Genomic DNA, 20,664 nt, shown 5'->3' with positions numbered 1-20,664 from the left:
TACGTGAGTGAGGGCGCCCCCTGTCGCAGGGGGCGCCCTCACTCACGTATACCGCTCGACAGGGCTCAGGGGATGTCCACCCAGACCGCCTCGCTCGGCACGCCCTGCTCGTCCACCACGAACAGCATGTACCGGCCGGGCTGCACCAGATCCTTGTTCTTCGGCACCGTGACCGTGACGCTGCCGTCCTTCTTCTCCAGTTCCAGCTCGATGGAACGCTGGTCGACGTCCGTGACGTGGGTGGTGGCGCTGGGCCGGATCAGCCGCGCCTTCCTGATGGACGCCGAGTGCTGGGTCTTGAAGGTGGCGGTCTCGCCCCGCTTGATGGACTCCGGGCCGCCGCTGAGCGTCGGCTTGGACCCCTGGTAGTTGTACGGCGGGGTGTAGATCTCGATGCGCTGCTCGAACTTGCCGGGCTTGGTGTTCGCCTTGTCCTGGAAGAGCGAGTCCGAACCGAAGACCACCACGCGGCCGTCCGGCAGCAGCAGCGACCCCGAGTGGTAGTTGCGGCCCACCAGCGGGTCGGCGACCCGGCGCAGGGTGTTGCTCCCCGAGTCGTACATCCGCGCCTGGAGGATGTTCGAGTCACTGCGGCCGCGGTAGTCCTCGGAGCCGCCGGTGATCAGCACACTGTCGTCGGGCAGTACGGAGGACTGCGGGTAGCGGGTGCCCTTGTCGAACTCGGGGCCGTCCGTGAACGTCGGATTGTCGTCCTTGAGGTCGACGATCCGGGTCTTCTTGCTGGACTTCGTCGACTCGCCGACGCCACCGCCGCCGATCACCATGAACCGCTCGTCCTGCGCGGGCGGCAGCATGACCGTGCCCGCGGTCTCCATCAGCTTGGGGTCGCCGAGACCGGGGATCTTCTCGAACTTGTTGGTCTTGAAGTCCCACAGGCCCGGGTCACGGCCGACGTCGGCGGGGCCGTACCCGGCGTTGGCGCCGGAGTAGAAGAGCTTGCCGCTGGGCAGCTGGAAGACCGCCGGGTACGTCGGGAACTGGCGCTTCTGCTTGACGTACTCCCACTTCTTGGTCTTCGGGTCGTACGCCTCGTTGCGGTCGCCAGGGACGATCTGGCCGATGTCGTCCAGGCCGGACAGCGCAAGGATGCGGCCGTCCGAGAGGGTGGTCAGCGTCGGGTACCAGCGCGACTCGTTCATCGGGTCGACCTTGATGTACTTCTCGGCGACCGGGTCGAACTCGTAGGCGTCGTCGATGCCCTGGAAGTCCTTCTTGTCCAGGGCGAGCTTCTGGGCGATGCCGTAGGTGTTCTTGGCGTCGGCGCCCTTGAGGTCGCCGACCCGGTAGTTGTCCTCGGTGCCGGTCTCGTACTTCTTGCCGCTCTTGGCGGCCTCGACGTAGACGCGCTTGACGCCCGGCTTGTTGCCCAGGAACTTGCCGGTCTCCTTGTCGAACTGCTTCTCGGCGCGCTCGATGACGATCGGGTCCTGGGAGACGAACGTCTTGCCGTTCTTCTTGCCGGTGAACTTCGTTCCCGCGGGCAGGGTGATCGGCTTGTCCGGGTTCTCGTTGTGGACGATCATCAGGCCGCCGGCCTTGGTGACATCGCCCTCAAGGGTCTCGTACCGCTTGGTGCCGCCCGCGACCAGCAGTTTGCCGTCGGGCAGCTGGGTGTGGCCGGTGCAGAAGAGGTCGTTGGGCGTGTCGACCTTCTTGAAGGTGTTCTTGACCGGGTCCCAGAGCACCGTGTCGAACTTCTTCGCGTCGAAGTTCTTCTGGTTGTTGCCGGAGCCCGCGACCAGCAGCACCTTCCCGGTGTGCAGCAGGGCCGCGTGGATCGTGTTCAGCCGGTACTGCTCCGGGATGTCCACGACCTCCCACTTGCCGTTGTCGGCTTTGTACTCCGGCCGGTTGATCTTGTACGCGTGGTACTGGTCGGAGCCGAAGCGCCACAGAGCGGGCCCGTTCATCCCGGCCAGCGCTATGACCACCGCCGCGCCTATCGCGATGCGGCGGGCGCGGCGGCGGCTGGAACCGTCTTTCATTTCTTACGTCCCCCAAGGGAAATCTGCATGGTCTGGTCGTTCGCGGCCCAGCTGGGCTTGTGCTCCGGGGCGTGCATGCCAGGAGCAGGCGCTGGGTCCTGTGCGGGCAGCGCGCTCCCCGGATACGGGGCGGGGTCGGGCTGCTGCTCAGCCGGGGCCGGTCCAGGGCCAGCGCCGTGGCTCTGTGCCGGTGGCTGCGCGCGGCGCTTCTTCAGCTCCTCCCGTACGAACCAGCGCCAGATGATGATGGGCGCGGCCGTGATCAGCAGGGCGAGGGACGCCCAAGTGATCATCGCGGGGTGGTCGTTGCCGAAGAAGAACGAGGCGATGGCCGAGCCCGCGAAGACCGCGATGAAGAACAGGTGAATCCGGAAGGTGCCGGTGAGGGTGTCCGGGCTCGCCGAGTCGCCCTTCGGGGTGACCACGAACCCGCTCTTGCGGCGCAGCACGGCGTCCATCAGGGAGCGCGCGTAGACCGGCGCGGACATCGCGGACATCATCATTCCGGCCACACCGCCGGAGCCCTCGGGCTCGTGGGGGGAGACGTTGTGGCGGCGGTTCCAGATGTAGAGGCCGATCTGGAGTGCGGAGGCGTTGCCGTAGAGCATCAGCCAGATCGTCGGGTCGATGCTCACACCCGAGGCGCCCAGGCCCAGGAACAGCACGCAGCTCAGCGCCGCGAGGATCCAGTTGAGGGCCGACATCGGGTAGAAGATGATCATCATCGTGTAGTTGAACAGCTTGCCGGGCGGCAGCGAGTACCAGCCCTTCCAGTACTGCTTGAGGATCGTCTCGTACGTCCCTCGGGACCAGCGCAGCTGCTGGGTGAAGAAGTCCGTCCAGGCGTTCGGGCCCTCGCCGACCGCGAGGACGTCGGGCGTGTAGACCGAGCGCCACTTCTTGCCCGTCACCGGGTTCTTGGCGCGGTGGATCTCGAAGCCCGTGGCCATGTCCTCGGTGATCGAGTCGTACAGGCCGCCGATCTGCTTGAGCGCCTTGATGCGGACGGCGTTGGAGGTGCCGACGAACATCGGGGAGCCGTAGCGGTTGCCCGCGCGCTGGATCAGGGCGTGGAAGAGGAACTGCTGGGACTCGGCGGCCTTGGTGATGAAGTTGTCGTAGTTGCCGTAGACCTGGGGGCCGATGACGAAGCCGACGTCCGGGTCGCGGAAGAAGCCGAGCATCCGCTCCAGGTAGTTGGGCAGCGGGATGTGGTCGGTGTCGACGGAGGCGAAGAAGTCGTAGTCGTCGCCGTGCGCGTCCAGCCAGGCGTTGTAGTTGCCGTGCTTGGTCTTGGCGCGGTGCGGGCCCTTGGGCTGGTTCCACTTCGCCACGCCCTTGCGGGAGAAGTGGTGCACGCCGAGCCGGGCGCAGACCTCCTTGACCGCGGGGTCGTCGCCCTCGTCCAGGAGCCAGACATGCATCAGGCCGCGGTGGCGGATCTTGACCGCGGCCTCCAGCGTCTTGGTCACCATCTCCAGCGGCTCCTTGCCGGGCACGAAGGAGGTGAGGAAGGCGACTCTGGTGCCGGTCTCGGGCACCACCGGGATCGGGTCGCGGGCGACCAGCGTGGCGTGCGCGTTGGACACCACGTTCATACAGCGGAAGAGCTCGATCAGGCCGATCGAGACGAGCATCACGATGTCGAGCGCGGGCAGGAAGTCGTACGCGGGGTTCTCCCGCTCGGTCCAGTGGCTGGGCTGCAGCAACCAGGCCAGCAGGACTATGGAGACCAGGGGCGCGGCGCAGAGCATCAGGGCGGCGCGGATGCGGTGCGGCTCCTGGGAGAGCAGGGAGCGGTACTGGACCTGGTACGGCTTGTCGCGGTCGGGCTGGGTGAGGGGGCCCGCGAGTCGGCTGTAGTGCTCGTAGTCGTACCGGGGCAGGGTCTTCTTGATCCGCTTGAAGCCGCCTGTCCGGTTCTGCGGCACCCGCAGCTGAGTCGTCTGCGACGGGTCGTTGTCCCGGGCGCTAGGCGGCGTCGACGTCATGAGTCATCCCCCCTACACGCGATCCCTCGCGTGTCCGTTGGTTCTTCCGCCCGCTACGGTCCCCCTCGACTGTCACAGGCGCATCAGTGGCAGGTCTCTGTCCCCCTGCCCTACCCCTAGGACATGGAACGTCGGCCTTCCGGTTGCATGATGCCCGTCTCAGCATCCGTTCGTGAAACGGGGCCCCCACCCCTTAACCAACTTGCAACCGGTCGAGATTCCCAGCTGGTTCCTCGTACCGTCAGCCTCATAGAAGCCAAGGCTCCTGGTCAGGGTTCTACGACCGACATCATGATCGCAAGGGTGAGACGAGCTGACCACGGACAAGGCCCCCCGCGGTGCGGAGGGCCTTGCCTGTCTGTGCGCCGCCAGGGACTCGAACCCCGGACCCGCTGATTAAGAGTCAGCTGCTCTAACCAACTGAGCTAGCGGCGCCTGCTGACCTGGAGAACTCTACCGGATGCCGAGGAGTGCTCGGGACGGAGGCCGGGGGGCGCTCGGGGCCCCGGGGCGGTCGCGCCGTGGGTACGGCGGTCCGACACGTACAGCATTCGGACCGTCAACATGCGATACCCGTGGACAGTTGAGAAACTGACGACTGTGCAGATTCGCGGAGAGTTCTTCCTGGGGTGTGAGAGGAATCGCATGGCGGCAGGTATTCCGGTGTTCGAGGAATTCGATCCGGCGGGCGTATGTGCCTGCGCGGGGTGCGTCTGGTCGCGGCGCACGGCGAGAATTCCGCAGCGACTCGGTGGGCATCCGGCGGCACATGGCGCGCGCCGCGCGCTGGTACTGGCCGCGATGGCGGGCACCGTGCTCGGTGCCGGGCATACGGTGCCCGCCGGGGCGCTCGCCGAGCACGGTCAGGGCAGGCCAGGGCGGCCCTTGGCGGACGACCCCGACACCCACCCGCAGGGCGGCCAGGGTGGGCTGCACGGCGCTTCGGGCAAGCCAGCGGCAGCGGACCAGACGCCCACGATCACCCGGGCCGAGATCATCAACCGGGCCAAGCAATGGGTCACGGCCAAGGTGCCGTACAGCCTGGAGAAGTACTGGAGCGACGGCTATCGGCAGGACTGCTCGGGCTTTGTCTCGATGGCCTGGAATCTCGGCCGCAATGAATGGACAGGAACGCTCGACAAGTACGCCGTGGCTATTGGGCGCGACGAGCTCCAGCCCGGCGACATTCTGCTCTTCCATAATCGGGCCGACCCGGTGGCGGGCTCGCACGTCACGATTTTCGGCGGCTGGACGGATTACACGCGGGCGCATTACATCGCCTATGAGCAGGCCCGGCCGCAGACCCGCCGACAGGTCACTCCTTACGCCTACTGGACTCACTCGCAGAGCTATCGGGCGTACCGCTTCAAGGGGCTGGCGGCCCCGGCGCCGGGACCGAACCCGGGCACGGCCGATCGCTTCCCGGGGAGGTCGGCCTTCGGCCCCGGCGCTCGCGGCGAGGCCGTGACCCGACTGGGCAAGCTGCTGGTCGCGCGGGGCGGCGGCCGGTTCTATCGGGTCGGACCCGGTCCCGTGTGGTCCGAGGCGGACCGGGCGGCCACCCGCGCGTTCCAGCTGGCGCAGGGCTGGACGGGGCGGGACGCCGACGGGCTGCCGGGCCCGACGACCTGGAGCCTGCTGGTCAACGGCGAGGGGCGGGACATCCCGGCGGCCGCGGGGGCGAAGGCCCCGGCCTTTCCCGGCAGGGCGCTGTTCCGGCCAGGACAGTCGAACACGTACGTCACACAGCTCGGCAGGCAACTGGTCAAGAAGGGGTTCGGCAAGCACTACCGGCTGGGGCCGGGGCCGCGCTGGGGCGAGGCCGACCGGCGCAATGTGGAGGCCTTCCAGCGTGCCCAGGGCTGGCGCGGCGGCGCGGCTGACGGCTATCCGGGGCCTGAGACCTGGCGGCGGCTCTTCTCGTGACGGCGGGCCGCGACGGCGGGCGGCGGGTGCGGGTTGGTACGACCCCGTATGGCCGATAGGGCATGGGCGGTCTGGGTGGCAGGGATGGCGTGGGCGGCATGGACGGCAGGGATGGCATGGCGGAGGTAGCGATGGGGACCACAACCGAGAAGGCCGAGAAGGCCGAGGGGTCTGAGCCGGTTGAGCGGGCCGAGGAGCCTGAGCCGGTCGAGCGGGGCGAGGGGGCTGAGCGGGTGGAGCTCCACAAGCTGGCCGACAACACCGGGCGGGACAGCACTGGGCGGGACGGCGTCCGTGGGCTGGAGGGCGGTCCTGGGCGGGTTGACGACTCTGGGCGGGCGACCGGTGATCTGGGTGAGGGCGGCGGCTTGGGCTGGGCTGGCGGCCTGGGGTGGGCCGGTGGTCCCGGGCTGGGTGGGGACCCAGGGCCAGGGCAGGGCGGCGTTGAGGTGGGGCAGCGCGGTGCGCGGCTGATTCAGAACGAGTCGACCACCGAGATCCCGGTTCACCTGCTCTTCCGCGACGACGCCGGGCCGGTTCAGGTGCCGCTCGCGCCCACCGTCGTAGGCCGCAGGCGCGGCACCGGGGAGCAGCCGCGCGTCGCGGCCAGCCCGCGCCCCGTGCCGCGCCGCCCGGCACGCCCCGCGCCCCCGGTGAACGCCGACATCGCCGAGCGGCCCGGTACCGCCGTGCCCGGCTACGCCGCCGTGGCCACCGGGGCGGCCGGGCTCGCCGGGTGTGCGGCCGGACTGTGGTGGGCGGGTCTGGTGCCGCCGCTGGCCGTGCGGCTCGCGGGGCTTCCCGCGTATGCGGGCGCCGGGCTCGGGCCCGCGCAGTGGGCGGTGCTCGCCGGGTCGGGGGCGGTCGCGCTGTTCGCGTTCGGCGGGCTGGGGCGTGGGCGGGTCGGCCGGGCCTGGGTGCTGTCGTTGTTCGGGCGGTACCGGGGGAGCGTCCGACGCACCGGGCTGGTCTGGATCAACCCGCTGCTCAAGCGCCGCCGCCTCGACGTACGGCTGCGGCACTGGCGCAGTGACCCGCTGCCCGCGATGGACGCCGACGGGGCGGAGCTCCAGGTCACGGTCCTGGTCGTCTGGCGGATCGAGGACACCGCGCGGGCCAGCTTCGCGGTGGAGGACCACGAGGCGTATCTGCGGCGGTGCGTCGAGGCGGCGATGGCCCGGGTGCTCTCGCAGCTCCCGGCCGACGCCTTCCACGGCGACGGGCCGACCCTGCGCGACGCCGAGTCGGTCGGCGACGCGCTGACCCGGATGCTCGCGGCGGACGTGGAGCCTGCCGGTATCGAGGTGTTCTCGGTGCAGCCGACGCGCATCGAGTACGCGCCGGAGGTGGCCCAGCTGATGCGCCGTCGCCGGGTCGCGGCCCTGGACGCCCGGCACCGGGACAGCGTGCTCACCCAGTTGGTCGACTCCGTGGAGGACACGGTGACCCGATTGACCGGGCGCGGTCTGGTCGAGCTCGACGACTACGAGCGCAAGGCCCTGGTCAAGGATCTGACGGTGGCGTTCTATACGGGGCATGGAGATCGCTGACCCGCTGAGCGCGGGACTCGCGGGGCTCGTAAGAGACGCCTGGCGCCTGACAGTGGACCGGCCGCGCGCCGTACTGGGCCTGGCCGGTCCACCGGGCGCCGGAAAGTCCACGCTCGCCCGCGCCCTGGTCGCGGCCGTCGACCGGGCGCACGGCGCCGGATCGGCCGCGTATGTGCCACTCGACGGCTTCCACCTGTCGAACGCCCAGCTGGAGCGGCTCGGGCTGACCGCCCGTAAGGGCTCCGAGCCCAGCTTCGACGTATGGGGATACGTCGCGCTGCTGCGCCGGATACGGGAGGACACCGAGCGGGACATCTACGTACCCGATTACGACCGCACGACGCTGCACGAGCCGGTCGCCGCCCGGCACCTGGTCCCGCCCACCGCCCGGCTGGTGGTCACCGAGGGGAACTACCTCGCCTGTGACCTGCCCGGCTGGCGTACGGCGCGGGAGCTGACGGCCGAGCTGTGGTACGTCGATGCCCCGCCCGGGGTGCGTCAAGAGCGGCTGGTGGAGCGGCAGTTGGCCGGTGGGCGGGATCTGGAGGGCGCTCGGCGCTGGGTGGCGGGCAATGACGACCCGAACGGTGAACTGGTCGCCGACTCCCGGGAACGAGCCGACAGAATTCTTTCGACGATTGGTCTGGACATGTTCAACGCTCATCAATAATCTGGGACTTGGTCTAGACCGCAATGCCGCGCGCGTGCTCAGGGATTCCCCCCACTGTCACTCCAGGAGCACCAGGAGCATCAGCATGCGCAAGAAGGTAGGCGCCGCTCTGTTCGGCGCGACCGTCATCGCTCTCTCCTCACTCGCGACCGGCAGCGCCAGCAGCCACGGCTACACCGACTCCCCCCTCAGCCGCCAGAAGCACTGCGCCAACCGCACCGTGGCCGGCTGCGGCGGCATCCAGTGGGAGCCCCAGAGCGTCGAGGGCCCCAAGGGCTTCCCCGGCGCGGGCCCCGCCGACGGCCGGATCTGTTCCGGCGCCAACACCCGCTTCGGTGAGCTCGACGCGCCGAGGACCCCGAACGGCGGGGCATGGCCCGCCACGAACGTCACCGGCGGCCAGGGCTACACCTTCCACTGGACGCTCACCGCCGCCCACGCCACGACCGACTTCCGCTACTACATCACCAAGGACGGCTGGAACCAGAACGCGCCGCTGACCAGGGCCGCGCTGGAGACGCAGCCGTTCATGACCGTGCCGTACGGAGGCCAGCGGCCGCCGTACCAGGTGGCGCACCAGGGCACCATCCCGACGCAGAAGTCGGGGCGCCACATCATCCTCGCGGTCTGGACGATCGCGGACACCCAGAACGCCTTCTACGCCTGCTCGGACGTGCGCTACTGACATGCGCTACTGACGCGGTCAGAAGCACCCCCCGGGACCAGGTACGATTTACGGGTCAGCACGCGCCGCTAGCTCAGTTGGTTAGAGCAGCTGACTCTTAATCAGCGGGTCCGGGGTTCGAGTCCCTGGCGGCGCACTAGCGATTAGGTCGCTGACCTGGGCGTTCTCGATTATTCGAGGACGCCCTTTCGCGTTTCTGGGCGCGCTCCGCCCCCCTCAGGCCGTGGCACCAAGCTGCACCGCCCGTGCAGCAAGCTGACAGCGTTCTCACCCCCATGGGCCGACCTCCGCTGACACCGTTCTTCTCACCGGAGCGATCCGGTGAGAAGAACGTCAACGGACTCATCCAAGGGGGACACATGATGGGAACGGCGAAGCGACCCGCCTGCTGGATACGCGCCACGGCCGCGCTGACCCTTTCACTCGGGGTGCTGACCATCGGAGCCGGTACGGCGACCGCGTCACCCTCCGCACCGACCGCCTCCGCCGCACCGACCACCTCCGCCGCGGCCGCCACCTCCGCCGTACCGCACGCGCAGCTGCCGGGACAGGCCGTCCAGGCGCTGTGCGGCCAGTGGTTGAGCATCACCGAGAGGCTGCCGGACGCCGCCGCCCCCGTGCAGGTGTGCAAGTTGGTCAACGGCTGGGACTAGGCGGCGGCCATGCGGTTTCAGCTACTAGGACCGCTGAGCATCACAGACGGTCCCGACACCGTCGTACTCCAGCCATCCAAGCCGACCAGCCTGCTGGCCGCACTCCTGCTGCACGCCAACGGCGTGGTCTCCGCCGAGCATCTGCAACGCGCCATCTGGGGCGAGGAGCAGCCCGTCACGGCCAAGGCCGCGCTCCAGACCTGCGTCCTGCGGCTGCGGCGGCTGTTCACCAAACACGGAGTCACCGAGACCCCGATCGAGGCGGTGCCCGGCGGCTACCGGATCACCGCCGGGGCGCAGACGCTCGACCTCATCAGCTTCCGGGAGCGGGTACGCCAGGCCGCCGACCTGGCCCACTCCCCGCAGAGCGAGCTCCACACACTCAAGGACGCGCTGTCACTCTGGCAGGGCTCCTTGCTGGCCAACGTCCGCTCCGACGTGCTGCACCGGGACGAGGTGCCCCGGCTGACCGAGGAACGGCTGCGGACCGTGGAGCGGGTGTGCGACCTGGAGCTGGGACTTGGACGCTGCGGCGAGGCGCTGGTCGCGCTGTGGAGCGAGACCCGCGCGAACCCCGGATACGAGCGGTTCTACGAGCAGTTGATCGAGGCGCTGTACCGGACCGGGCGGCAGACCGAGGCGCTGGCCGAGTACCGGCGGGTCAAGGAGTACCTGCTGGAGGAGCTGGGCGTCGACCCGTCGCCGGGGCTGCGCCGCCTTGAGCTGGCCATCCTGCGCGGCGAAGACCTGGGTCCTTCGGACGGCGCGCTCCAGCGGCAGGGCGGTTCGGTCGGTGTCGCGGCCGGTGTCGGGGCTGGTGCCGGGGCGGGTGTCGCGGCGGGTGTCGCGTCCGGACCCGGCCCGGGCCCGGACGAAGCCACGGACGCCGTGGCTCCGCGCCCGACCGCGCCCCGGCACGGCGGCGGCCCGCTGCTGGTGGGCGAGGACCCATCGCTGGTGGTTCCGGTTCCCGCGGTGCCGTCCTTCACCGGCCGCGCCGTCGAGGTCGCCGCCATGGTGGACCGGCTCACCACCCCGGGCGACGAGGCGGCGACCGTACTGGTCTCCGGTGCGCCCGGCATCGGCAAGTCGGCACTCGCGCACCACGTCGCCCACCTGGTGCGGGACAGCTTCCCGGCCGGACGGCTGCTGGTACGGATGGTCCACCCGGACGGGGTGCCGCGCCGCGCGGCCGACGCCGCCGCCGCGGTGGCGGCGGCCCTGCGGGACCAGGAGCCCGGTGCCCGCGCGCTGCTCGTCCTGGATGACGTCGTCGACGCCGACCAGGTCAGGCCGCTACTGCCGACGGGACCCGGCGGCGCCGCCATCATCACCAGCCGGATGGGGCTCGCGGGGCTGATCGCCACCCACGGCGGCTGGGTCCACCGGCTCTCGCCCCTCGACGAGGAGGACGCCTACCACCTGCTGCTCGGCGCACTCGGCGCCGAACGGGTGCGGCCCGAGGAAGCCGCGGCCCGCCGTATCGCGGACCTGTGCGGGCACTTCCCGCTCGCCCTCAGAATCATCGCGGCCCGGCTGCTGACCCGCCCCGGACTCGGCCTCGCCGACGGCGTCGGCTGGCTGGAGAACGACCCGCTCGCCCGGCTCACGCTGGCGGACTCACCCCGGCTGTCCGTCCAGCGCGTACTCAGTGGCGCCCTGGACCGGCTCGACCCGCACCTGGCCGAGGCGTTCGTACGGGTCGGATCACTGCCCGGCAAGGCGATCGAGGCGGCGGACGGCGCCGAGGCGCTCGGCGTGAGTGAGGACGCCGCCGAGGAGGCCCTGGAGCGGCTGGCCGACGCCGGGTTCCTCGAGGAGGGGCCGCCCGGCCCGTACCGGGTGCACGAACTGCTCCGGGTGTACGCGCGCAGAGCCGCGCACCACGCAATCGACCTACCGACAGAGAGAGTGTGACGTCACATGGCTGCTGAGCTGGCTGCTGACATGGCGGAAGGCGCGAAGACCGAGGCGTTTGACGCGCTCGCCGGAACCCGGCCGCGGATCCGCCGGGACGTGCTGTTCACCGAGACCCCCGGCGGGGTGCTCTTCCACAACGCCGACGGCGGTTTCCATCTGACGGGCCGTACGGCCTACCGCTTCGCCTCCCTGATCGTCCCGCACCTGGCCGGACACCACCGGCTCGGCGACATCTGCGGAGGTTTCGGCCCGGCGCAGCGGGCGATGGCGGCGGAGCTCGTGAAGACCCTGTACGAGCGCGGGTTCGCCCGCGACATACCCGAGGCCGAGTCCGGGCTGCCCGCCGCCAACAGCGGCCCCGAGCACCGGTTCGCCGCGCAGATCGCGTACATCGACCACTACACCGACGGCGCGCCCCAGCGGTTCCTGCGCTTTCGCGGCACGAAGGTCGCGGTGCTCGGCGCCGACGCCGTGGCCCGCTGGTGCGCGCTGAGCCTGGTCCGTAACGGCTGCGCGCGGATCGCCACCACCACGGACTTCCCCGACGTGGCCGCCGAGGCGGGCGAGCTGGACGAAGCCGACTCCCCGGTACGGATCGACCGGGTGGCGGCGGACGCCGACTGGACGGCGCTCGCCGAGTACGGCGTGGTGGTCGTCACCGGACCGGACGCGGCGGCCACCACCCAGCGGCTGCTGGCCGCCGGGGTGCCCGAAGGCCGGACCCTCATCCCCGCCTGGACCTTCGGCGACTACGCCGTCACCGGACCGCTGTCCACCGCGGACTCCACCGGCTGCTTCAGCTGCGCCACACTCCGCCTCGGCGGGAACGTCGACGCGGGCGCCGCCGCCGAGATCTGGAGCACGGTGGCCGACGGCGCGACCCCGTCGGCCGGGCGGAACCTGCCCACCGGTCCGGTCGCGGCGATGACCGGCAACCTCCTCGGCTACGAGGTCTTCCGCGTCACCACCGGCGCGCTGGCCCCCGAGACCGACCAGCAGGTACTCGTCCAGAACCTGGAGTCCCTCGACGTCATGGCCGAACCGGTGCGGCCCCACCCGCGCTGCCGCCGCTGCGCCGAGCGGACCGCGTCCGCCTCCGCTTCCGGCGACGGCCTGGACCGTGTGCTGCCCGACGCGCTCGCGCTGCCGGTCACGCCGACCGTCGAGACCGCCCGCGAGGCGGAGGCGCTGGTCGACGACCTGAACCGGATCAGCACCGCGCTGGTCCGCCCGTACACCGGCGTCTTCAGCCGGTACGACGACGAGCGGCTCACCCAGACCCCGCTGAAGATCAGCCGGGTCGAGGTGGCGCTCGGTCACGGCGACGGCGCCCGGCGGAAGATCGCCGCGTTCGACGTCCACCACCTGGCGGGCGCGCGGATGCGGGCGCTGTACGCGGCGGCCGAGGCGTACGTCGAGCATGTCGTCCCGGTCGACAGCGAGCCCACGGACGCCGTGGGCGCCGCCGTGGCGCAGGTCGGCCCCGACGCCCTGACCACCAGCTCCGGCACCGGCACGGGTGCCGCGGCCGTCACCGCCTGGACCACCGCGACCTCGCTGCTCACCAAGGAGCCGGTCCGCGTCCCGACGGCCGCCGTACGCCCCTTCGGGGAGCACAACCGCGACCGGGCCCTGCTGGGGACCCGCGCGGGTGCGGGCGCGGGCGGCAACCCCGAGGAGGCGGCGGGCCGCGGCCTGCTGTCGGCGCTGGCGCACGACGCGCTGCTGCGCGCGGTACGCGGCACCACCGAGGTCCGCCCCATCACCGCCGATGACAGCGACCCCGAGCTGGTCTTCCTGCGGAAGTCGGCGGCCAACCTGGACCTGGAGCCCGAACTCCTCGACCTCGGCGAGGACGCGCGCTCCTCCGCGCGGGTGGTCCTGGCCCGGGACGCGGAGGGCCGCTGGGCCGTCGGCGCCGACCTGTCGCGGCGGGACGCGGCCTGTGCGGCGTTGCGCGACCTGTTGGGCCAGGCGCAGTTGGCCGCCGAGGACGCGGCGGACGCCGTCGACCTCGGCGACCCGCTGCTCGGTGACCTCGCCCCCGCCGCGATCGCGACGACCCCGGGTGCGGCGATCGCCCCGGACGCGGAAACCACCAGCTTCGCCACGGTGCTGGACCGGCTGCGCGACGCGGGCCGCGATGTGCTCCACGTCGCCACCACACCGGCCGACCTCCCGGCGGGTGGCATCAGCACGGCCCGCGTCCTGCTTACCACGGAGCCGGAGGCCGCCACCGATGCCCGCGCCTAACCCTCTCGCGTCCGCCCCTGATGCCCCGTGGCACCAGTCCACCCAGGACCTGACGGCCCTGGTCCACCGAACCCTGACCCAGCACGGCACGCCCACACCCTTGGACGTTGCCCCCCTGGGCATCAGCGACGCGTTCGGGCCGCTGCCCACCGCCCCTACGGCCAAGCCCCCAGCCACTAGCGGCACGGCCGCTCGCGCCGCGGGCGCCGACCGTGCGGCGTTTGACGATCGTGCGGCGTTTGACGACCGGGCAGCCCTTGACGACCGGGCAATGCCTGGCAACCGGGCAACGCTTGACGACGGTGCGGCTCACGGCACCGGGGCTGCCGACGGCGGCCCCTACTCCGGTGGTGCGGCCGCTGACGGCGCTGTTCGTGCTGGCGGAGCGGCAGGTCACAGGGCCGCTGACGCCGTAGCGAACGCCCACGGCGCCGCTCACGGCAGCGGGGCTGCTGACGGCGGCCCCCACACCCGTGGCGCGGCCGCCGGGGGAGCAGCTGCCGACGGCGTGCCCGGTGACCAGACTGGACGCGAGGGTGCCGCCGCCGATGGCGCGGCTTTCGGCGCCGCCGCTCAGGGCGGCCTGGCGCACGGCGCCGCGCCCGCCGCCGACGGCGCCGCTCGCGGCACCACGGTTGCCGACAGCCTTCCCGCTGACGGCACCGGACGCCATGGCGTGGCCTTCGGCTCCGCCGCCGCAGACGGCGCGGCCGCCGACGGACCCGCCGTGCCCGTGCGGTTCTACGGGCGGCAGGCCGTCGTCGGGCCGTTTCCCGGGGCGAGTGGGGGGTCCTGTGCGCGGTGTCTTGAGCGGCGGTGGCAGGCCGTGCGGTCGGTCGCGTTGCGGGAGGCGCTGGAGCTCGGGTCCGGGACCCGGGCCGCTGGGGAGCTGCCGCATGTCACCCCCTTCGCCGCCGACGCCATCGCCGGGCTGATCGCCGCGCGGGCGGGCGGGGCGGGCCCCGCGACCGGGGTGTTCCCCGCCGTGCACCTGGTGGACTTGGAGTCGCTGCGCGTCCGGCACTACCCGCTGGTGCCCGACCCGGAGTGCCCTGCCTGCGCGGAAGTGGAGGCCGACACCGCCGAGGGCGCCGTACTGCGCCTGCGGCCCGCTCCCAAGCACCGGCCTGGCAGCTTCCGGGTGCGGGACATCAGCGCCTACGAGCTGCCGATCGAGCCGTACGCCAACCCGGTGTGCGGGTCGCTCGGGCCCTCCGTAGTGCAGGACGTGTCGTCGCTGTCCACGTCCGCCACCATCGGCTGCTTCTCCATGCGGTCGGGTGACTACCTCCGCGAGACCTTCTGGGGAGGCCACGCCGACACCTTCGCGCAGAGCGTGCGCATCGGCGTACTGGAAGGCCTGGAGCGGTACGCGGGCATGCGCTCCCGCGCCAAGCGCGCCGAGGTACGGGACTCGCTCGACGGGCTGCTCAGCCGTGGCGAGCGCGCCCTGGACCCGCGCGAGTGCGGCCTGTACTCCGAGGAGTTCCACCGCGCCAACCCGCGCGTGACGCCGTTCCGTTCGGATCGCGAGATCCCCTGGGTGTGGGGCTACTCGCTGCGCGACCAGCAGCCCGTCCTCGTACCCGAGGTGCTCACCTACTACCACGCACCAGGCCTGGAGAACCGCTTCGTCCAGGAGTCCTCCAACGGCTGCGCCTCGGGCGGCTGCCTGGAGGAGGCCGTGTACTTCGGCCTGATGGAGGTCGTCGAGCGGGACGCCTTCCTGCTCACCTGGTACGGACAGACCGCGCTCCCCGAGATCGACCCGCGCACCAGCGCCCGCCGCGCCACCAGGGAGATGGTGGACCGGCTGGAGATGTACGGCTACGAGGCACGCTTCTTCGACGCCCGGATCTCCTTCCCCGTCCCGGTCGTCGCCGGGGTCGCGGTACGGCCCGACGGCGGCCCTGGCCGGATGTGCTTCGGCGCGGGCGCGGGCCTCGACCCCGAGTCCGCCCTCGCGGGCGCGCTCTGCGAGATCGCCACCGACGCCGTGAACCTCCAGGGGCGCACCGAACGCGACGAGGAGCGGCTGCGCGCCATGTCGCGGGACTTCGCCAAGGTCGAGGCGCTGCACGACCACCCACTCGCCTACGGCATTCCGGAGATGGGCGACCACGCCCACTTCCTGATCGGCGAACCGGGCGCTCCCCGGCCGCCCAAGCGGTCCTTCGCCGAGCTGTACGGGGACGGGTCCGTGCCGCCCGTCTCGGACGACCTGCGCGACGACCTGAACCGGTGCGTCGACGCGGTGACCGACGCCGGATTCGATGTGATCGTCGTCGACCAGACCATGCCCGAACAGCGTGAACTCGGGCTCACCACGGTGAGCGTCATCGTGCCGGGGCTGCTGCCGATCGACTTCGGCTGGACGCGGCAGCGCGCCCTGGGGATGCCCCGGCTGCGCACCGCGCTGCGCGAGGCCGGGCTGCGCGAACGCGACCTGGTGCCCGCGGACTTCAACCCCGCGCCGCACCCCTTCCCGTGAACACCACAGCGACCAAGGAGTTCCTCATGGGATACGCCCATGACTACGCCGCCGCGATCATGCAGCGCGGCCGGGTTCCGATGGCGCCCGCCGACTTCGTACCCAACTGGGCCGACGGCCCGCGCAAGGCCAAGTACTACCCCGGCGCGGACAGCATGCCGCTGCCCGACACCGACTACCCGGCCGACGCGCTGCTCGACCAGGGCCTGGGCGAAGCCCCCGCCGCCGACGCCGCGTTCGATCTGCCCGCCCTCTCCGGGATGCTGCGCGACACCTACGGCCTCACCGGCCGCAGGCTCGGCGTCCAGGCCAACACGGACCTGAGCGCGCTGCCCCACTACCCGCTCGCCAACTGGTCACGGGGCACCGCGTCCGGCGGCGGCCTCTACCCCGTCAGCGTCTACTGGGTCAGCGGCCCGAGCGGGCCCGCGCTGCCCGGCGTCCACTACTACTCCACCCGCCACCACGCCATGCAGCGGCTGCTCACCGGCGACGTCACGGGCGAGGTGCGCGCCGCGCTGGGCGAGGACGCGCCGGGGGCGGCCACCGACCAGTACCTGGTGCTCGGCATCAAGTACTGGCAGAACGCCTTCAAGTACAACAGCTTCTCCTTCCACGCCGTCAGCATGGACGTGGGCACCGCCGTGCAGAGCTGGCGGATGTGGGCCAGGCCCCGGGGTCTCGCGGTGGAGCCGGTGATGTGGTTCGACGAGGAGCGGCTGGCCCGACTGCTGGGCGTACGGACCCAGGAGGAGGGCGTCTTCGCGGTCGTCCCGCTGCGCTGGCAAGGTGCCCCGTCCGCCCCGTCCGCCCCGTCCGCCCCGTCCGCCCCGTCCGCCCCGTCCGCCCCGTCCGCCCCGTCCACCGCGCGGCCGGTGGCGGCCTCGGTCCGCCGCCGCGACGTCGAGCGCTCCCGTACCGTCCTCACCTTCGACGCGGTGACGCAGATGCAGGCCGCCACCGCCGAGCACGCCACCGCACGCCCCGGACCCGGCGCGCTCGCCCCGGCCGCCGCACACCCCGCCGACCTGGGCAGGACCGAGGTGGCGCTGCCCGCGCCCCGGCCGCTGGACACCGACGTGCGCACCGCGCTTAGGCGGCGGCGCAGCAGCTTCGGCCGCTTCGACGCACAACGCCCCGTGGCCGCCGACCAGTTGGCTGCCTGCCTGAAGGCGGCGGTGGCCGGAGCCGCACTCGGCGGTGACACGGGCGACACCCGGCTGGCGAAGCTGTACGCCTTCGTCAACCACGTCGAGGGGGTGGCCCCGGGCTCGTACGAGTACGACCCGGACACCCAGAACCTGCGGCGGGTGAAGGAAGGCAGGTCAGGGGAGTTCCTGCAGAAGAACTACTTCCTGTCGAACTACAACCTGGAGCAGGCCGGTGCGGTCCTGGTGCCCACCGTGCGCACCACCGCCGTGCTGGACGCCGTGGGCGACCGTGGCTACCGCCTCGTCAACGCCACCGTCGGCGCTGTCTCGCAGGCCGTCTACACCGCGTCGTCCGCCCTGGACCTCGGCTGCGGTGTGGCCCTGGGCTTCGACAACATCTCGTATATCGAGGAGCTCGGTCTCCAGGAGGCGGGCGAGGCACCGCTGTTGATCATGATGATCGGCCATGAGCGGCCCGCTCCCGCCGACTTCCGGTACGAGATCGCCTGAGTCGCGCCGATGAGGACCACTGGGCCGACGAGTACCACTAGGGGGACATCCACGATGCCGTTCATGCTCCGGGTGGCAGGGCTGCCCATCGAGACCGTGCGGGACCTGCGCTGCCACGACAGCCGTCGCTGGGCCGACGAGATGCTGGCCGCCACCGACGAGGTGGGCGCGGCGGGCGAGTCCGTAGGCGATCTGCTGCACGCCCTCATCGGGCAGAGCACCGACGAATCCGCCCGCCGCAGGCTGCTCAAGCTGCGCCGGGAGGTGTTCAACAACCGGCTGCCGCAGGACGCCGAAGCCGACGCCGCCCAGGCCCTGGTCGCCGCGCTCGACCCGGCCACCGGCGAGGCACTCGCCAGCTGGCTGACCGCGCGCCGCCGCCTCGCCGCGCGCGGCGCGGAAGGCGCCGAGCTGCTCGCCGCCGAGACGGCCCGCAGCCGCGCGGCGCTGTGCCGTCTGGCGGGTGAGGAGCGGCTGCGCAAGGGCCTGCTGTTGGCCTCGCCGACGCTGGACGCGCAGGTCGACGCGTACGTACGCAAGACCGAGGCGGCGCCCGGCGCCCGGCCCGACAAGAAGCGCCGCAAGGTGGAGCGCTCGCTGCTGTCCTACCTCTACCGGACGGTGTGCAAGACGAGCCCGTTCTCCACCTTCACCGGGGTCGCGCTCGGCGCGTTCGACGACGGAGAGCTCGGCGACGGCGCGGCAGACGGCCCCGATGGCGTGCGGGCGCGGATCGACGAGGAGTGGACCAGCCACACCCGCCTCAACGTCGTCGCGCTCGGCCGCCTCGCCGAGACCGTCATCGCCGACCCGGTGCGCCGCGCCGACCTGCCCGTCTCGCTGGCCTCCGGCTGGGGCCGGGACGACGACCGGGTGCGCTATGTGCGCCGCTGGGTGACCGCGGGCGACGACGACACGGCCGTCACCTTCGACGCGGTCAAGGACCGGCTCTTCTTCCTGCGGCGCAGCGGGACCCTGGAGCGGCTGCTCGGCCTCTTCGAGGAGCGCGGCACGCTCCGCTACGGCGAGCTGGCCGACTGGCTCGCCGCCGACCAGGGGGCGAGCGAGGACGACTGCGCCCAGTACCTTCAGGCGCTGCTCGACCTCGGCATGGTGCAGGTGCCGTGCCTGCGCACCGAGGTCCATGACACCGATCCGCTGCGCGCCTTCCAGCGCTCGCTACGGGAACTGGGCAGGCCGTGGGCCGACGCACTGGCCACCCGGCTCGACGCCCCGATCTCCCGTATCGACCAGTTCGCGGCTGCCGACCCGGCCGGGCGGCGGCAGCTCATCGACGCACTGCGTGACGACCTGCGCGCCATCCAGGTCGAGTTGGGTGCCGAGCGCGGCAGGGTCCCGCAGACCGTGCTGTACGAGGACGCGGCGGCGGGCCACAGCGCCACGCTGAGCCTGGACGCCTGGGCGAAGCGGGTCGAAGAGCCGCTGGGCGCGGTGGAGCGCATCCTGCCCGCCTTCGACCTGACCCTGCCGCAGCGGGTCACCTTCAAGGGGTTCTTCCTCGCCCGTTACGGACAGGGCGGGCGCTGCGACGACCTGCTGAAGCTGGTCCACGACTTCCACGAGGACTTCTTCGACCAGTACATGACCTTCACCGCGGGACACAAGACCTTCGATGACGAGGGGAACTACGTCCCCGAGGTGAACTGGCTGGGCCTGCCCCAGCTCAAGGCCCTCGACACCGCCCGCCAGACCTTCGTCGAGCGGATGCGCGGCCTGTGGCAGGAGGCCGTCGCCAGCGGTACCACCGACGAGGTGGTCATCGACGGCTCCCTCATCGCCGAGGTCAGCGACGAACTCGCCGCACTCGCCCCGGACTTCGCGCCGATGAGCCACCACATCCAGCTGGCCGACCAAGGCGGCGACCAGGGCGGCCAGGGTGACCAGTGCGATCAGGGCGGCGAGCAGCTGGCCGTACTCAACCGGTCCTACGGCGGACTCTCCTTCCCCTTCAGCCGGTTCACGCACTGCTTCGACGGCATCGACGAGCAACTGCTCGACCGCGCCGCCGAGATCCAGCCGCCCGGCGCCGTCTTCGCCGAGGTCACCGGCGGCCCGGTCACCAGCAACCTCAACCTGCACGGCAGGCTCACCGAGTACGAGATCGTCTGCCCCGGCGAAACCGGCACCCTGGACGCCGAGTTCCGCCTCCACCTCGATGACCTCTACATCGAGCACGACGAGGACACCGACCGCCTGGTGCTGCGCTCCACCCGGCTCGGCCGCGAGGTGATCCCCGTCTACCTCGGCTACCTGGTCCCGCTCGCCCTCCCCGAGCTGCCGCGCACCCTGCTGCTGCTCTCACCGACCTCCATGGCACCGCTCAACGTCTGGGGCGGAGTCCCGGAAGGCGAACCCGAAGGAGGGATGACCGGCCGCCCCCGGGTACGGCACGGCAGCGTCGTCCTCAGCAGGCGCAGCTGGAGCGCACCGGCGTCCCTGCTGCCGCTCCAGGAGCCGGGCGTACGGGACGAGGACTGGTTCCTCGGCTGGCACCGCTTCCGGCGCACCCACCAGCTGCCGGACCGGGTGTTCGCCACCATCTCCGACAGCGGCGCGCGCGGGGCGACCGGCGCCAAGCCGCAGTACCTCGACTTCGACAGCCCGCTGTCGCTGTCGGCGTTCGAGGCGCTGCTCAAGAGCCCCGAGGCCCGGGTCGTCTTCCGGGAGATGCTGCCCGACGGTGACGCCCTGCACACCGTCTCCGAGCGGGGCCACCATGTCGCCGAACTCGCCGTGGAAACCCCGGTGTCCACCCGTACCCGAAGGGACAACAACCGATGACGACCGCCACCACGACCGAGTCCACCGCCGCCACGGCCACCCCGGCCCCCACGCCC

12 protein-coding genes and 2 tRNA genes are annotated in these 20,664 nt (G+C 71.6%); 11 read left to right on the top strand and 3 right to left on the bottom strand.

What is annotated here, in order from left to right:
* Positions 1 to 65: 65 nt before the first annotated feature.
* The 3 genes from glxA to GCN81_RS24480 all read right to left on the bottom strand — a co-directional run bounded on the left by glxA (position 66) and on the right by GCN81_RS24480 (position 4,432).
* The gene (gene glxA, locus GCN81_RS24490) at positions 66 to 2,006 is read right to left on the bottom strand and encodes a radical copper oxidase GlxA (RefSeq protein ID WP_156726628.1); all 1,941 of its coding nucleotides are present in this window, start codon (positions 2,004 to 2,006) and stop codon (positions 66 to 68) included.
* Positions 2,003 to 3,997, bottom strand: coding sequence for a glycosyltransferase family 2 protein (locus GCN81_RS24485; protein ID WP_156726627.1), 1,995 nt, complete (start codon positions 3,995 to 3,997; stop codon positions 2,003 to 2,005). The genes glxA and GCN81_RS24485 overlap by 4 nt, the downstream gene beginning before the upstream one ends.
* A gap of 361 nt (positions 3,998 to 4,358) precedes the next feature.
* A tRNA-Lys gene (locus GCN81_RS24480) sits at positions 4,359 to 4,432 on the bottom strand.
* Between the two features lie 210 nt (positions 4,433 to 4,642).
* On the opposite strand from GCN81_RS24480, the gene GCN81_RS24475 reads away from it, so the two are divergent.
* From GCN81_RS24475 to GCN81_RS24425, 11 genes are all read left to right on the top strand, one after another.
* Positions 4,643 to 5,923, top strand: coding sequence for a peptidoglycan-binding protein (locus GCN81_RS24475; protein ID WP_156726626.1), 1,281 nt, complete (start codon positions 4,643 to 4,645; stop codon positions 5,921 to 5,923).
* Between the two features lie 131 nt (positions 5,924 to 6,054).
* On the top strand, positions 6,055 to 7,473 hold the full coding sequence (locus tag GCN81_RS24470) for an SPFH domain-containing protein (protein WP_156726625.1): 1,419 nt from the start codon (positions 6,055 to 6,057) through the stop codon (positions 7,471 to 7,473).
* Positions 7,460 to 8,143, top strand: coding sequence for a nucleoside/nucleotide kinase family protein (locus tag GCN81_RS24465; RefSeq protein ID WP_156726624.1), 684 nt, complete (start codon positions 7,460 to 7,462; stop codon positions 8,141 to 8,143). The genes GCN81_RS24470 and GCN81_RS24465 overlap by 14 nt, the downstream gene beginning before the upstream one ends.
* Positions 8,144 to 8,228: 85 nt before the next feature.
* Positions 8,229 to 8,828, top strand: coding sequence for a lytic polysaccharide monooxygenase auxiliary activity family 9 protein (locus tag GCN81_RS24460; RefSeq protein WP_156726623.1), 600 nt, complete (start codon positions 8,229 to 8,231; stop codon positions 8,826 to 8,828).
* Between the two features lie 62 nt (positions 8,829 to 8,890).
* Positions 8,891 to 8,964 (top strand) — tRNA-Lys (locus GCN81_RS24455).
* Positions 8,965 to 9,187: 223 nt separating this feature from the next.
* Positions 9,188 to 9,481: a hypothetical protein gene (locus GCN81_RS24450; protein ID WP_156726622.1), complete on the top strand. Its 294-nt coding sequence runs from the start codon at positions 9,188 to 9,190 to the stop codon at positions 9,479 to 9,481.
* Positions 9,482 to 9,490: 9 nt separating this feature from the next.
* A complete protein-coding gene (locus tag GCN81_RS24445; RefSeq protein WP_156726621.1) occupies positions 9,491 to 11,398 on the top strand; it encodes an AfsR/SARP family transcriptional regulator in 1,908 nt (635 codons plus the stop codon).
* A 6-nt stretch (positions 11,399 to 11,404) separates the two neighbouring features.
* On the top strand, positions 11,405 to 13,654 hold the full coding sequence (locus GCN81_RS24440; protein ID WP_156726620.1) for a TOMM precursor leader peptide-binding protein: 2,250 nt from the start codon (positions 11,405 to 11,407) through the stop codon (positions 13,652 to 13,654).
* A 676-nt stretch (positions 13,655 to 14,330) separates the two neighbouring features.
* Positions 14,331 to 16,145 (top strand): TOMM precursor leader peptide-binding protein, encoded by a 1,815-nt coding sequence (locus GCN81_RS24435; protein ID WP_231626952.1) that lies wholly within the window; start codon positions 14,331 to 14,333, stop codon positions 16,143 to 16,145.
* A gap of 26 nt (positions 16,146 to 16,171) precedes the next feature.
* Positions 16,172 to 17,806 carry a nitroreductase family protein gene (locus tag GCN81_RS24430; protein ID WP_156726619.1) on the top strand — a complete coding sequence of 545 codons (1,635 nt, stop codon included), beginning with the start codon at positions 16,172 to 16,174 and terminating at the stop codon, positions 17,804 to 17,806.
* Between the two features lie 9 nt (positions 17,807 to 17,815).
* Entirely contained in the window at positions 17,816 to 20,608 is a 2,793-nt protein-coding gene (locus GCN81_RS24425) for a lantibiotic dehydratase (protein WP_231626936.1), read from the top strand.
* The last annotated feature ends 56 nt before the right edge of the window (positions 20,609 to 20,664 follow it).

Origin of the sequence: Streptomyces apocyni (assembly GCF_009739465.1) — a bacterium.
In the GTDB taxonomy this organism is placed as follows: domain Bacteria; phylum Actinomycetota; class Actinomycetes; order Streptomycetales; family Streptomycetaceae; genus Streptomyces; species Streptomyces apocyni.
Note: the sequence above shows the minus strand (reverse complement) of the source record. Positions and strands in the feature narration are given on the sequence as shown.

Bases quoted from the DNA above. Each gene is read 5' to 3' on its own strand.
- GCN81_RS24460 (WP_156726623.1), top strand. From the start codon at position 8,229: ATGCGCAAGAAGGTAGGCGCCGCTCTGTTCGGCGCGACCGTCATCGCT.
- GCN81_RS24450 (WP_156726622.1), top strand. From the start codon at position 9,188: ATGATGGGAACGGCGAAGCGACCCGCCTGCTGGATACGCGCCACGGCC.
- GCN81_RS24485 (WP_156726627.1), bottom strand. From the start codon at position 3,997: ATGACGTCGACGCCGCCTAGCGCCCGGGACAACGACCCGTCGCAGACG.
- GCN81_RS24445 (WP_156726621.1), top strand. From the start codon at position 9,491: ATGCGGTTTCAGCTACTAGGACCGCTGAGCATCACAGACGGTCCCGAC.
- GCN81_RS24470 (WP_156726625.1), top strand. From the start codon at position 6,055: ATGGGGACCACAACCGAGAAGGCCGAGAAGGCCGAGGGGTCTGAGCCG.
- GCN81_RS24430 (WP_156726619.1), top strand. From the start codon at position 16,172: ATGGGATACGCCCATGACTACGCCGCCGCGATCATGCAGCGCGGCCGG.
- glxA (WP_156726628.1), bottom strand. From the start codon at position 2,006: ATGAAAGACGGTTCCAGCCGCCGCCGCGCCCGCCGCATCGCGATAGGC.
- GCN81_RS24475 (WP_156726626.1), top strand. From the start codon at position 4,643: ATGGCGGCAGGTATTCCGGTGTTCGAGGAATTCGATCCGGCGGGCGTA.
- GCN81_RS24465 (WP_156726624.1), top strand. From the start codon at position 7,460: ATGGAGATCGCTGACCCGCTGAGCGCGGGACTCGCGGGGCTCGTAAGA.
- GCN81_RS24440 (WP_156726620.1), top strand. From the start codon at position 11,405: ATGGCTGCTGAGCTGGCTGCTGACATGGCGGAAGGCGCGAAGACCGAG.
- GCN81_RS24425 (WP_231626936.1), top strand. From the start codon at position 17,816: ATGAGGACCACTGGGCCGACGAGTACCACTAGGGGGACATCCACGATG.